Below are 12,101 nucleotides of genomic sequence, written 5' to 3'. Positions count from 1 at the left end.
ACCTGAGCTACAGGACACCGCCCTACGTACGGAGCCGCCGGGTCTGGGCACGGGCGATGCTCAGCGCAGAGACGAGCTGATCGGCCTCCTCGCCGGTCAGGTCGGCCTGCTTCTCGACGTGGCGGAGCCGGTTCTCCAGGAGTGCGCCGCGCAGGGCCGACGAGGTCCCCTCGGGCATCCCCGCGCTGAACGCGACGACCGTGCCGTAGAAGCCGTACATCAGGTCGTCTGCTCAGTGCGCCATGTTCCGGGATTCCGCCCGCCGGCACCCGGTCGGGCTGGCAAGAGCGGCGGCATGGAGGCGAACGGGGACGACCAGGCGCTGCGCGAGCTCGACGAGATCGGCCGCCAGCGCACCCAGCACTACGAGGCATGGCTCCGGCTGACCGCCCGGGCGCGGGAGACGACGGCGCGGGCCGTGGAAGCCGGTGTCTCCCCGCAGGAGATCAGCGAGCGCACCGGCTACCAGACACGCACGGTCGAGAAGTGGGAGGCCTGGGTCGAGCGCGCCCAGAAGCGCGGCCTGATGACGGCCCTGCTTGACCGCTGGCGCTGTCGCGGCCGGAGCCGGGCGGACACGGCCGTCGGATCGTGAGTGTCTGATTGGAATCCCAGCCGCGGCTCTTCAGCACTTCCCCAAGGGACCGGCCTGCTCGGGCGGAACTCCTGGCACCCCTTAACGCGGCTCGCTATGCTGCGTGTTGCTCATTCAAAAGCTTCGATGTACTGGCGACGTGTCCGATGGGGGACAGCACGCTGAAGCCGAGGGGGGTGGGCACCGTGAGTCTCTAACCGTCGCAGAGCCTCAGCAGGCCATCGAGTTCGGTGGTCGAGCTGAGGCTGCCCGCCAACGGTTCGATCACCTTCATGAAGGGATCGACTGGTGAGGCTGACATTTCCCACGCAGGTACTTCTCGCGCTCCTGTCGTTCGTGTCCGCGCTGCTGGTAGCGGTGGTAGCAGGAGTGCTCTCCCATGAGGCAGGGGCCTCGGTTCCTGGCGCCGTACTGTACAGCGGCGGCGCGTTCGTCGGTTGGATGTCGCTGTGCGTCTCCGTACTGACTGCCCTTGGTCTGTTCGGGCAGCACCGCTCACGGAACTAATCAGCATGTAGCGGCGCCCCGGACCACGTCCGGGGCGCCGCTGTGTCTGCTACTCGTGTTGCTGCTGCGGGCGGTGGACGGTGCCACTCACAGCAGGCTTTCCTGGGCCGGGTCGAACGTCCTGATCGCCTTGCGGATGTCCCACACCGGGCACTGGGCCGGCGCGTACGAACCCTGCGGAGTCCACGACAGCATCCCGGCGGGAGGGCCGGTCGGCTCCAGCCCTTCCGAGCGAATTTGCTTCGGCGTCCGCAGGTATGTAGGCAGCGTCTCGCTCGTGTACGACGGCAGCGGCGGCGACCCGACCTGCCTCTGCCTGCTCGACCCTCGGCCAGGAACTCGACTCCCAGCTCGACGCCCTCGCGGGGCACGGCATTCCGAGGGACAAGGTCTTCGCCGAGAAGATCAGCACCCGCATCCGCGTACAGCCGCAGTTCGAGGAGGCGCTGCGGACCGCGCGCGAGGTCAAGGCGCACGCCCCGCACTGCCGGGTCATCTTCACCGTGTACGAGATGAAGCGTCTCGGCCGCGACGCCGCAGAGCTCACCGCCCACGGCCTGGTCCTCGAGATGCTCGCCGGTCCGCTGCCCGGCATCTACGACCCGACCGGGCCGGGCAAGCTGCTGTTCGCGTTCTTCGCCACGATGACTGAGACCGAGCGGGAGAACATCCGCTAGTCCACCCTCGAAGGACTCGACACCGCAGCCCGCAAGAGCAAGCACGGCGGCCGGCCGCCGGTCATCACCGACGACAATGCTGCACACCATGCTGCGGCGCCGCGCGGGCGGCGAGTCCGTCGAGCAGATCCACGCCCAGCGCCTGCCCGAGGACTCCGTTCCTTCGGCCCCCTGCCAGGTGGAACACACCGCCATGTGTCCCTCCCGGCCCGCCGCCCCGATATCCCCCGCTCTGCACCGGCGACGTCGTCCCAACGAGGCCCGTCGGCGACGCGGGGAGGAACTGTACGAGGCGGACGCCGCGTACACGGACGAGTAGAAACAGCGCCCGGGCCGCACTCGCCGCCCTTTCGATGCGGTGGTGGCGGCTCAGTGTCAGGCCGGTGACGTGGCTCCGGCTCCCCCTGCGTGGACAGCAGCGGTGAGGGAAGAACGGTGGCACCCAGACGCTGAAGCGGCGCACCGACACCCTCTTGTACCCAGGACGGCCGCGGACCGCTCGGGCTCGGTGCGACGCTTCAGCTGCTCGCCAGCTGCTGCGGCCCTTTCGGTCAGGCCGGGGCGGTGGGCGGCTGGTCCTCGCCGTCGGCTACGGGTGGTTGAGGCGGGGAGCGGTGTGCCTGTTCGCTGGTCGGCTGGTCCGGTGCGTCGCCGGCGGCAGCGGAAGGCACATGTGGGCTCGTGACGGGCGGGGTGCGGTCGTCCAGGGTGATGGTGACCGGCTCGCCCTGTCCCGCGAGGGCGGCCAGGCTGGTTTCGATCCGTTCGTACAGGGTGGCGGCGAGCTCCCGGTCGCCGTCGCCGTCGCGTGCGGCGTGTTCGACGGCGTGCAGGCTGATCAGCAGGGCAATCAGGGAGCGCCCGGAGACCGCCGCCCTGATCCGCTCGGCGCCCTCGTCGGCCACCTGCGGCGGCACACGGAAGTGCGGGTGGCGCCCGGCCTGAGCGGTAACAAACTCCCAGATGTCGCGATGACACAGCAGATCGACGGAGGAAACCCGGGCGGCCCGCTTCAGCAGCTCGCTGTGCTCCTTGTCGACCACCGCGGCCGCCGTCTCTTCTACGACGGCCCGTACGTGCAGCTGCTCCAGGCCGGCCCGCAGCTCGGCGCTCCCGTCGCGCAGCGCGGCGAGCTCGGCACCGACTTCCCGCCGTGCGGTCTCCAGGAATGTGCGCAGTTCCCCGACCGCGCCGAGCAGCTGCTCGCTCACGTCCGGCCCGGAAGGAACATCATCGTCCTGATCCTGGCCGTCGGCGTTCCTCTGCGCGAGGAGGGCCGTCAGCGGAGCGAGCTCCTGCGCGACCACGTTCCGAAGGGCCTGCTGAAGGACGTCGGCCGACAGTTCGTCATCGCCGCCGCCACGCTGCGCGGGAATCGCCGGCAGGACGGGCTCGTGCCGCAGCGCGGCGTCGTCCGCGGCGCCGGCGGCCGGTGCCGTCCTGGGCTCGGTGCGCACCAGCGTCTCGGCGGCAGAGGACGATGTGCCGTTCTCGGTGCGGCCGTACGGGACCGTCACCTCTGCCGGAGCGGCGGTCGCCGGGACGTCGGGCACGGCCAGGTCCTCTACCGCCTCCCGCACGCCACGAAACTCTGCCCGCAGCTCCGCGACGGCGTTGCGAACTTCATCGTTCAGCGCCCTCTCACCGGCGGACAGCCCGTTCCGTGCCTCGCGGAGGTTGTCACGCATCCGGCTGAGTTCGCTGACCACGTTGCGGGACGTTTCCTCCTGCGCGGCCCGTCCGCTCGCCTCAAGCTTCTCCACCCCCTTACTGAGCGCGTCACGCAGATCCGTGCCCGAGCTCGTGATGGCGGTGTGCAGCATCCCGAGCGCCGCGCTGAAGTCGTCCTTCCGGACTCCCATCACCCCCCCTCTTCATCGCTTTGAATAGTCGCATGTGTTCGTTGCGTATGGTGCCCCACCTGTTGCCCCGCTCGCACGGAAACCACCCCAACCAGCCCCGGAGTAAAGGCATCTGGCCAAACCGGCACTGAAAGCAGCCCGAGCTCCGACCGGCCGGAGGTGCGCACCCGCAAGCAACAGGGTCGGGTCGTTGTGCATCGGACCCACATCGCAGGGAGCCGAGCCCCTCGGGGAGGGGGCGAACTCGGGGAGTTGTGCGCGTGGAGCTGGCGGAGTTCACTCGAAGGAGGCGGGAAATCGCTCATACGGCAGAGCCTTTCCCATGTGACCTCAATCACTCAGCGCATGTGCGCTGCGCCCTTGAGTGACCATCGCTGCAGGGCAGGGGTGGCCATCCCCTCAAGATGATCACGTTGAGCGCCCCCCTGACCGCACTGCGTGAAATTCGTGAGAGTGTGCATGCGTGTTCGGCCGATTGGTCCGGTTGAGTGACCCCAAGCGGTGCCCAGGAGCCGCCCGTTCCCCCAGACCTCAACGAAGAGGACCCAAGCACCCCATGACCGACGACGTTCGTGAGGACGGCCGCATGCCGGTGGCCCAGGAGGCCCCGCTCCAGCTCCCCCTGGAGTTCGAGGCCCACTACCTCACCAACCAGGCAGCGTTCCACGACTTCGCGCTGTACATCCTGCTAACCAATGACCGGGCGGAAAAGGCCGTCCACTGCGCCTACGTAGAGATCCGCACCCGCTGGGACACCCTGCTCGCCGAACCGGATCTGCAGGCCCAGACCTGGCTGATCCTGCGCCGCGCCATCATCGACGAACTGATCGGCGGCTTCCGCGAGGAAGTCGCCGCGCGCGACAGCGGCATCGGCCTCTACCCTGCCCTCGCCAAACTTTCCCCGCGTCAGTTCGACGCCGTCGTCCTGTGCTTCGTCGGCGGTCTCGACACCCAGAAGATCGCCTGGTACATGGGTCTCTCTCCCTCCCCCCCCCACACACACGGTCACCCACCACATCCGCAAGGCCCAGGAACGCCTCGCCCCCATCCACCGCCGCGCCACGTGGTCGATCAAGAAGGACGTCCAGTGAGCGACACCTGGGAACAGCTCTTCGCCGACGCCGACACCGCCGTCCTCGAGCCCCGCCGCGCCTTCGACGTCGGCGCCGGGCTCCGCCGTATCGCCCACGACACCGCCCACCTCCCGTCCTCCGGCCCGCTCCCCGCCGGCGGCCACCCCAGTGCCCGGCGCCGGCTCGGCGTCATGGCCCGCGTCGTGGTCCAGCAGCGTCGACATCGAGGGCGTCCAGGTCTTCGCCTGCATGCTCTACCTCGCCCACCACCCCGAAAGCGCCCGTTTCTGGTGGCGCTTCGCCGCCGGCGCCGGCTCCAGCGGCGCGGCGTACTGCCTCTACCTCGACCACCTGGCGCTCGGCGACGAGGGCGAGGCGACATTCTTGAAGCGGCAGGTGACCACGCTGTTCTGCCCGGACGCGGCCAGGGACCGCGAAGTCAACCCGCAGGCATTCCTCAAGGCACTTGGAGCACTTCACCAGCGACTCCGCCTGCCGCGACGCCGGCCGGGCGGTACTGACCGGCGGACTCGAAGCCGACGTCGACCAGCTGGCCGACCGCATACACGAACTCGCCGGCCGCCCCTGAAACACAGAAGCCCGGCGCGGGGCCGAAGGTTTCCAGGCCGCCCAGCCCCCGCCGGACCACACCAGCACCCCGGAGAACGGAGCACCTGCCATGCACACTAGCCGCCACACCCCCACTGCGGACCAGACCCCGGAAATCCAGCGCCCCGCACACAAGCCCTCCACGGCCCGCCGCGCCCTCGGCTGGATCGCCCGCCGCCGCACCGCCCTCCTCTACAACGCCCTGCGCGGTGCCGCCTGCGCCACCGGCGCCGGCGTCATCGGCCTCGGCTTCTACGTGATCCGCCAGCAGATCTGACCCGGCAACACGGGCCTTCACCGATGAAAGACCCCGGCACGTCCCCCACCTCCGCCGATCCGCGAGACCGTCATCTTCTGGGCGCATGCACGTTGCTACCGCCGCGTAAGCGGGCGGGGACATGGGCGGACTCGATGGTTCTTGGGGCAGGAGCGGGTGGCAGGGCCAGGCGTGCCCAGACGGCTTTTCCGGTGTCGCCGGTTGGTTTCCAGCCCCATCCCTGGCTGAGCGCTTCGCTGATGGGGAGTCCGCGGTTTTCCTCGGCCAGGGGCGGCGGTGGTGTGAGTCGGGGGCTGCGCCGGCTGGGGTCGTAGACCACGCAGAGCAGGCTGTGTGTGCGCTGGGTGAGTGCCAGCCACACGACGGGTGGGCTGCCGTCGGGCAGGGGGGTTCGGCGCTGGCCGTGGCGCATCGCGTTGGCGATAAGTTCAAAGGCAATCTGCACGGCGTCCTCGCGTACGGAGTCCAAGTTCCAGCGCAGGACCACGTCGGAGGTGAACCTGCGCGCGTCCCGCAGGCACTGCGGGTGCGCGCTGACGCGGTGGGCGGCGAAGGGGGCATCACGAGGGCGAGGTGAGGCATCGTCTCAACGCGGCCCCGGGTATCGCTGTGCGGCTGGGAACCGAAGTGGACGAGCCCGGTGACGGAGGGCTCACGGATCTCGAGCCGGTTGATGCCCGCAGCTTGCCCGAACGCGGAGATTGCCTCCAGGTAACGCGGCCTCGACCGGCCCGTGGTCGCTGACCGCCTCCTCCGCGCCCCGGTAGTTGCCGTGCTCGTCACGGTCGGCGGGGTCGTACTCCGTGATCCGTGAACGAAGGCAGGCGGCACGCTGCTCCTGGACAAGATGGGAGGTAGCGCCAGCGTAGGTCCCACGCGCGGCGCGGCGGACATTGGTCAGCTTGTCATCGACACCAAGATGCCCGCTTAACTAACGGTGTGTTGTCCCGCACCGACTGCGGAGGAGTTCCACACCGTCGCCCTCAAGGTCGTTGCAGTACGTTGCGCGTCCGGTCATGGCCATCACCAAGGCCAAAGTGGGGCCGGACACGAGCAGCCCGGAACCGGTGGTGAAAGGGCCGTCGGCCGCAACGAGTTTCAGACCACCGATACGTCCCTTGGCAACAACCACAAGGTCCGAGCCCTGGTAGTACTCGGCCACCTGAGTGACGACCTCGACCGGATAGCTACGACGGATGCCCAGCGGCCTCCGGATGTCTTCTCCGTGCACGATCGTCTCGCCCAGCATGGCGATGGCAGGCAAGGGAGGCTTGGTCCGGCTCCGGACCACATGCCGGAACCGCTCAAGGGTCTCAACCGGCGCCGCGCCCAGTTGCTCGGCCAGCCGCATCGCCACCTGCTTGTCGAAGTCGAACCGGCAGCGGATCACCCCCGCCAGCCAGCGCACGGTGTTCAGGCTCGCACCGGCGGTGAGATGAGCCAGCACCTCACGCACCGTCAAACCGGAGCACAACGAGGGCGTCGCCCACTGCTCGACCGTCAGATCTCCGAGATCGGCCGCCAGCGCCGCCCGTTCAGCGTGGATCACGGGCCAGGCCTCGGCCCTGCGGCTACGGTCTGTTGTCAGTTCCGGATCAGGCATAAGGGGTACCTCCTGGAATGGACGTGCTCGACATCGCCCTGAAGGAGACTCTTGCTCCGGAGCGAAGTCATCGCCGCGAGGGTTCATTCTTCCGGCAATCGACCATCGGCAGGCGGCGAGTACGGGGGCGACGCTCGCCGGCCGGGCGCTTTCCAGCGGCTACTTGCCTCGGGTGTTCCTCAGATACGCGGCGATTCTCGCGCGGTCCTCCTCGATGCGGTCCAGGATGGCCTCCGCCGTGTCCCGGCGCCGTGTTATCAGCTCCCGATAGACGAGCCAGAGGCCGGTGCGGGCGGCTTCCCTGCACCGGTCACCGAGATCGGTGTTGCCCAAGGCGCGCTCGTCCTTGTCCGGCTCACCCGTGACGATCTGCCGGAGGAGCTCCAGAACGAGGTCGCGGGCGTCCGGAGACAGTTCGCCGAGCAGTCCCGCGAGGAGAACGGGGACGGTGGGGAGGGCCGCGCTGTGCAGTTGTCCCTGCACCACGACAACATTCTCCAGGTCCCAGTAGGCCGCCATGGCCTCGTCCTCGTCCGAGGCCGCCAACAGACGACGCAGCGCGCCGGGCACCTCACGGGACCTGTCGCCCATCGTCCTGTGGTCCGTCCAGACCGTACGGGCGATCTCCACCTCGGCCAGGTTCCTGCTCATCTGTCGCTGCTCCCGTTCTCGTCCCGCAAGTGGGCGGATTCCGCCGGTCGCGCCGCCTTGATCACCAGGAACACCTCACGATCATGTCACCGTGGCCAGGAGGCGGAGGCCGGGTCGTCATCCTCCCCGTCTTCCGACTTGTCGCCGCTCGGTGATGGCCCCGACCCACTCCTTTGCCGTGCAACCTTCTCCCCCTCGTACGGGTCTCTCATGCGAGCCCCATACCTCGTACGCCATTGGCTCCGCGTACGCGAGCAAGGAGAATTTGTGGGCATACGCACCACGCTGGCCATAGCTGTCTGTGCTGCCACGGCACTGTCGGGCGGCACGGCCGTCGCGGCTCCCGGCGGCACGTCCGCGGGGACTGCCGGTGGCACGGCGGCAACGACCGTGCACGAGGACTTCAACGGGGACGGCTATCAGGATCTTGCCGTCGCCGCTCCCGCCGCGACGGTCGCCGGCCACTCCTCGGCCGGCTATGTCGCCGTCAGCTATGGATCGGCCAAGGGTCTGAGCGCGGCGAGGACCACGGTCATCGATCAGAACACCCCGGGGGTGCCGGGAGCATCCGGGAAGAATCAGCGCTTCGGCTACCGGTTGGCCGCTGAGGACCTCGACCACGACGGGCTGACCGATCTCGCTCTGGTGACCCGTGAACGGTTCGTGGGCGAGGGTTACGCCATCAACGGCTCCGTCATTCTGCTGTGGGGCAGTACCGGTGGCATCACCGGGAAGGGTGCGGTCCGTATACCGGTTGAGCCCGACTACCAGATCGGGGACAACCTCACCGCCGGTGATTTCGACGGTGACGGTGCGACGGACCTGATGATGCTGAATGGAGACAGCGGGCGGCAGCGCGACGTGCTCTACGGCCCGTTCACCCGTAAGGGGGTGCCCGCCCGCGAGCGGGGGATCTTCATGACCGATACCGACAACGACATGTCGAACACCGCTGCCGGCGACTTCAACGGCGACGGCATCGACGACCTGTGCACGTTCTTCGCGTACCAGAACCACTCCGAGGGCGGCAAGCTGTGGCTGGGCACCCCGAAGGGCCTGTCCACGAAGTCGATCCCGCTCCCGAGCGCCGCGGCCACCGCGGTGGGTGACTTCAACAAGGACGGCAGGGACGACCTCGCCACGCGGGTGGTCCCGAACGGCAATACGGAGAACCTGCCCACCGATTCCGGAACCATCAAGGTCTACTACGGTTCCGCGTCCGGCCTGAGCACCACCCGGACGAAGACGATCACCCAGAACACCGCGGGCGTGCCCGGGGTGAGCGAGAAGGGCGACCAGTTCGGCGCGCGGCTGAGCGCGGGTGACGTCAACGGCGACGGTTACGCCGACCTGGCCGCGGGTGTGCCGTTCGAGGCCATCAAGACGACCAGGGCGGCGGGCGCGGTGGTGCTGCTGAAGGGCGGAGCCGGTGGTCTGAGCGGTACCGGTTCCAAGTCCTTCCACCAGGCGTCGACCGGGGTGCCGGGTGTGGCTGAGGCCGGTGACCACTTCGGTGGATCGGTCCGGCTGCTCGACACCAACAAGGACGGCAGGGCGGACCTGATCGCCGGTGCCCCCGACGAGGATCTCGAGGCCGTCGCCGACGGCGGTGCGGTGTGGTGGCTGCGGGGTGTCTCCTCGGGCCTGACCGCGACGGGCTCCGTCGCCTTCAATCCCGTGGACCTGGGCGCCCCGGTGCGCAAGGCCCGCTTCGGCCTGAACCTGTCCAACGACAACGGCCCGAGCATCGGCTGACGTACCCGCCGGAAGCGGGGTGATGCCGGGCCGCGACCGCGGGCCGGCACCACCCCGGTCGGCCGGTCAGTCCTTTTGGTGGGGGCTCTCGGCGATCGCCTCTGTCAGTGGCTTGCGGGCCAGGGCCGGGACTTCGCAGTCGGCTGCGGCGTAGCCGACGGGGAAGAGGATGTAGGGCCGTTCGTTGCCGGGCCGTTCGCAGATCTCGGTGAGGAAGCCCATCGGGTTGGGTGTGTGCGTCAGGGTGCTCAGTCCCATCGCGTGCAGGGCGGCGATGAAGAAGCCGCACGCGATGCCGACGCTCTCGTTGACGTAGTAGTTCTTGCGCAGGGAACCGTCCGGCATCGCCGTGCTCTTCTCGGCGAAGCAGACGACGATCCACGGCACGACGTCGAGGAAGCTCTTGTCGGAGTCCGTCTCCAGGCGGGCGAGGGCGGCGCGCCACTCGGGCGGGATGCGTCCCCCTTCGTAGTTGACCTGTTCCTCCTCCTCGGCCGCGACCCGGATGCGGTGCTTGGTCTCGGCGTCGCCGATCACGGCGAACTTCCACGGCTGGAAGTGGGCACCGGAGGGGGCGGTGTTCGCGGCCGCGACTGCGAGGTCGATGCAGGCGCGCGGGACCGGCTCGTCGCTGAAGAACCGCACACTGCGCCTGCCGTCGAGAAACGACACGAAGTCTTCCCCCCGCCGGACCATCTCGGCCTCGTCGTACCGGTCGGGCCGGTACGGGACGAACGGGTGGGTGTGCTGCCTCATGGTTCTCCTCTCGCCCACGGCCCTGGCCGTGCCCCGGGACCCACAGAGTGGAGCGGTGGTGGACGATCAGGCAATAGCTGGGCTGTTTCCTTGCTAATCTGACAAAAGATGGGGCGTATGGGTGTCCCCGGAGTGGCAGATCGGCTGGTGTGGTGGCGCGACGAGGACTCGACCGGCTCGACGGCCGGATGCTGTGCATGCTCCGTGAGCGCCCGCGCGCGGGCCTGCTGGAGATCGCGCGCCAACTCGGTGTCGCCCGGGGCACGTTGCAGGCGCGGCTGGACCGGCTGACGGAGTCCGGCGTGGTGACCGGCTATGGACCGGACGTGGATGTCGCCGCTCTCGGTCACGCGGTCCAGGCGTTCACCACCTTCGAGGTGGACCAGCCCGCCCGCGAGGCCATCGCCGCGCGGCTGCGGGCCGTGCCGCAGATCCTGGAGGCACATGTGGTGACGGGTTCCGGCGACATCTGGTGCCGGATCGCGGGCACGAGCAACCAGCACGTGCAGCGGGTGATCGACCACGTTCTGGAGGTGCCGGGGGTCCGGCGCAGCGCGACGGTCATCGCGCTGAGCCCGGTCATCCCCTACCGGGTCCAGCCCCTGGTCGACGCGGTGGCCGGGACCGCACCGGGTGCCGGGGGTTCCGGGGGTCTCGGGGGTCCCGCTGCCGACGGGGTGTGAAGCGCTCCTCACGCGGCAGGCGGGGGCGTGGTCGTCCCACGCCCCCGCCGCCGGTTCTCATGACTTTCCGGGCCGGATCAGACGCCCGCGATCGACTGGATCCAGGAGCGGTACGCGGTCACGTTGGTGTAGGCCGTGCTGCTCTGGCGGTCGCTGGTGGAGGCTACGCCGACCTGGACGCCGCCCGCCATCATGGGGCCGCCCGAGTCGCCGCCCGCGGTGATGCCGTTGCCCCAGCTCGCGCAGATCGCGGAGCCGCCGTAGGCGTCCGTGCAGCCGCGGGTGACCGTGACGTTGGCGACCTTCAGGTAGCGGGACTGGCAGTTGATCTCCGAGCCGCACCGGGAGGTGGCGCCCCAGCCGTACACCTGCACGCTCTGACCGACCCGCACGGTGCCCGGCTGCCCGAGGGGGGCGTACGAGGCCGACACCGACCGGTCGAGACGGACGAGGGCCAGGTCCGCGCCGTGGGTGTAGGTCTGGACGCCGTTGGCGACGGTTCCGCCGCTGTACTGGTCCAGGCTGCCTATGCGGAAGGCGAGTCCGCCGCCGCTGACGCAGTGCTTGGCGGTGAGAATCCAGGTGGGGGCGATGATGGTGGACGAACAGGTTTCCTGGCCGTTGGAGTACAGCCGGGCGGCCCAGGGGGCGTTGCCCGCGTATCCGCCACCGATGATGGGCTGCGGACCCTTGGTGATCGCCGGGGCCGTCACCGGGGAATCGGCGGCGGCCGGCGGGGAGAGCAGGGCGAAGACGGTGATCACCGCGGCGGCGAGTACGGACGCGAGTCTGGAGAGGCGCAAGATTCCTCGATCCTGAAGACACGTTCTGCGAACGTGTGAGGGTGGGGGGACGGCCTGCGGCCGTGTGCATGGCGAACACCCGGCGCCATGACGGCAGTTGGGGCAACGAGTCACGGCCGGGTGTTCGACATGGACATGACCTATCCTCGCCGAGGCGCGACCGGGCCGCCTACTCACATCTGGCCATAACGCCGGTGTTATGACCTCTCGCGCCCCCGCCCCCGGCGCCGCCCGCCGCCCACCGCTCCGC

The 12,101-nt window shown here is 69.2% G+C and carries 15 protein-coding genes; 7 read left to right on the top strand and 8 right to left on the bottom strand.

Annotated elements, in window-relative coordinates; all coding sequences use genetic code 11:
• Positions 1-22 precede the first annotated feature (22 nt).
• Positions 23-220: a hypothetical protein gene (locus OG710_RS31075; RefSeq protein WP_330242605.1), complete on the bottom strand. Its 198-nt coding sequence runs from the start codon at positions 218-220 to the stop codon at positions 23-25.
• A 75-nt stretch (positions 221-295) separates the two neighbouring features.
• Here OG710_RS31075 and OG710_RS31070 point away from each other — a divergent pair, with 75 nt between their 5' ends.
• The 3 genes from OG710_RS31070 (at position 296) to OG710_RS31380 (ending at position 2,098) form a co-directional block, all read left to right on the top strand.
• On the top strand, positions 296-595 hold the full coding sequence (locus OG710_RS31070) for a hypothetical protein (RefSeq protein ID WP_330242604.1): 300 nt from the start codon (positions 296-298) through the stop codon (positions 593-595).
• A gap of 881 nt (positions 596-1,476) precedes the next feature.
• Complete coding sequence (locus OG710_RS31385) at positions 1,477-1,779, top strand: recombinase family protein (RefSeq protein WP_443064357.1); 303 nt, start codon at positions 1,477-1,479, stop codon at positions 1,777-1,779.
• A gap of 88 nt (positions 1,780-1,867) precedes the next feature.
• Positions 1,868-2,098 (top strand): hypothetical protein, encoded by a 231-nt coding sequence (locus tag OG710_RS31380; RefSeq protein ID WP_443064350.1) that lies wholly within the window; start codon positions 1,868-1,870, stop codon positions 2,096-2,098.
• A gap of 232 nt (positions 2,099-2,330) precedes the next feature.
• Here the strand turns inward: OG710_RS31380 and OG710_RS31060 are convergent, their stop codons facing one another.
• Both OG710_RS31060 and OG710_RS31055 read right to left on the bottom strand, forming a co-directional pair.
• Positions 2,331-3,641 (bottom strand): hypothetical protein, encoded by a 1,311-nt coding sequence (locus OG710_RS31060; RefSeq protein WP_330242603.1) that lies wholly within the window; start codon positions 3,639-3,641, stop codon positions 2,331-2,333.
• Between the two features lie 688 nt (positions 3,642-4,329).
• Positions 4,330-4,965, bottom strand: a complete 636-nt coding sequence (locus tag OG710_RS31055) for a hypothetical protein (RefSeq protein ID WP_330242602.1) — start codon at positions 4,963-4,965, stop codon at positions 4,330-4,332.
• A gap of 215 nt (positions 4,966-5,180) precedes the next feature.
• Between OG710_RS31055 and OG710_RS31050 the strand changes: the two genes are divergently transcribed.
• Positions 5,181-5,303 carry a hypothetical protein gene (locus OG710_RS31050; protein ID WP_330242601.1) on the top strand — a complete coding sequence of 41 codons (123 nt, stop codon included), beginning with the start codon at positions 5,181-5,183 and terminating at the stop codon, positions 5,301-5,303.
• A 90-nt stretch (positions 5,304-5,393) separates the two neighbouring features.
• Positions 5,394-5,600, top strand: a complete 207-nt coding sequence (locus tag OG710_RS31045) for a hypothetical protein (RefSeq protein ID WP_330242600.1) — start codon at positions 5,394-5,396, stop codon at positions 5,598-5,600.
• Between the two features lie 70 nt (positions 5,601-5,670).
• Here OG710_RS31045 and OG710_RS31040 read toward each other — a convergent pair whose 3' ends face one another.
• From OG710_RS31040 to OG710_RS31030, 3 genes are all read right to left on the bottom strand, one after another.
• Positions 5,671-6,087: an ATP-binding protein gene (locus OG710_RS31040; RefSeq protein WP_443064349.1), complete on the bottom strand. Its 417-nt coding sequence runs from the start codon at positions 6,085-6,087 to the stop codon at positions 5,671-5,673.
• A 444-nt stretch (positions 6,088-6,531) separates the two neighbouring features.
• Positions 6,532-7,203, bottom strand: a complete 672-nt coding sequence (locus OG710_RS31035) for a maleylpyruvate isomerase family mycothiol-dependent enzyme (RefSeq protein ID WP_330242599.1) — start codon at positions 7,201-7,203, stop codon at positions 6,532-6,534.
• Between the two features lie 159 nt (positions 7,204-7,362).
• Positions 7,363-7,854, bottom strand: a complete 492-nt coding sequence (locus OG710_RS31030; RefSeq protein WP_330242598.1) for a hypothetical protein — start codon at positions 7,852-7,854, stop codon at positions 7,363-7,365.
• Positions 7,855-8,121: 267 nt separating this feature from the next.
• Between OG710_RS31030 and OG710_RS31025 the strand changes: the two genes are divergently transcribed.
• Positions 8,122-9,609, top strand: a complete 1,488-nt coding sequence (locus tag OG710_RS31025) for an FG-GAP and VCBS repeat-containing protein (RefSeq protein WP_330242597.1) — start codon at positions 8,122-8,124, stop codon at positions 9,607-9,609.
• Between the two features lie 66 nt (positions 9,610-9,675).
• Here the strand turns inward: OG710_RS31025 and OG710_RS31020 are convergent, their stop codons facing one another.
• Positions 9,676-10,365, bottom strand: coding sequence for a nitroreductase family protein (locus OG710_RS31020; RefSeq protein ID WP_111339906.1), 690 nt, complete (start codon positions 10,363-10,365; stop codon positions 9,676-9,678).
• A gap of 152 nt (positions 10,366-10,517) precedes the next feature.
• Between OG710_RS31020 and OG710_RS31015 the strand changes: the two genes are divergently transcribed.
• On the top strand, positions 10,518-11,048 hold the full coding sequence (locus OG710_RS31015) for an Lrp/AsnC family transcriptional regulator (protein WP_330242596.1): 531 nt from the start codon (positions 10,518-10,520) through the stop codon (positions 11,046-11,048).
• 77 nt (positions 11,049-11,125) lie between these two features.
• Here the strand turns inward: OG710_RS31015 and OG710_RS31010 are convergent, their stop codons facing one another.
• Entirely contained in the window at positions 11,126-11,851 is a 726-nt protein-coding gene (locus tag OG710_RS31010) for a S1 family peptidase (protein ID WP_330242595.1), read from the bottom strand.
• Between the last annotated feature and the right edge of the window lie 250 nt (positions 11,852-12,101).

The organism is Streptomyces sp. NBC_00525 (genome assembly GCF_036346595.1).
Classification (GTDB): domain Bacteria; phylum Actinomycetota; class Actinomycetes; order Streptomycetales; family Streptomycetaceae; genus Streptomyces.
Note: the sequence above shows the minus strand (reverse complement) of the source record. Positions and strands in the feature narration are given on the sequence as shown.

Excerpts from the sequence above, each read along its gene's own strand:
- OG710_RS31075 (WP_330242605.1), bottom strand. The coding sequence starts at position 220 with ATGTACGGCTTCTACGGCACGGTCGTCGCGTTCAGCGCGGGGATGCCC.
- OG710_RS31070 (WP_330242604.1), top strand. The coding sequence starts at position 296 with ATGGAGGCGAACGGGGACGACCAGGCGCTGCGCGAGCTCGACGAGATC.
- OG710_RS31380 (WP_443064350.1), top strand. The coding sequence starts at position 1,868 with ATGCTGCGGCGCCGCGCGGGCGGCGAGTCCGTCGAGCAGATCCACGCC.
- OG710_RS31060 (WP_330242603.1), bottom strand. The coding sequence starts at position 3,641 with ATGGGAGTCCGGAAGGACGACTTCAGCGCGGCGCTCGGGATGCTGCAC.
- OG710_RS31055 (WP_330242602.1), bottom strand. The coding sequence starts at position 4,965 with ATGCAGGCGAAGACCTGGACGCCCTCGATGTCGACGCTGCTGGACCAC.
- OG710_RS31045 (WP_330242600.1), top strand. The coding sequence starts at position 5,394 with ATGCACACTAGCCGCCACACCCCCACTGCGGACCAGACCCCGGAAATC.
- OG710_RS31035 (WP_330242599.1), bottom strand. The coding sequence starts at position 7,203 with ATGCCTGATCCGGAACTGACAACAGACCGTAGCCGCAGGGCCGAGGCC.
- OG710_RS31030 (WP_330242598.1), bottom strand. The coding sequence starts at position 7,854 with ATGAGCAGGAACCTGGCCGAGGTGGAGATCGCCCGTACGGTCTGGACG.
- OG710_RS31020 (WP_111339906.1), bottom strand. The coding sequence starts at position 10,365 with ATGAGGCAGCACACCCACCCGTTCGTCCCGTACCGGCCCGACCGGTAC.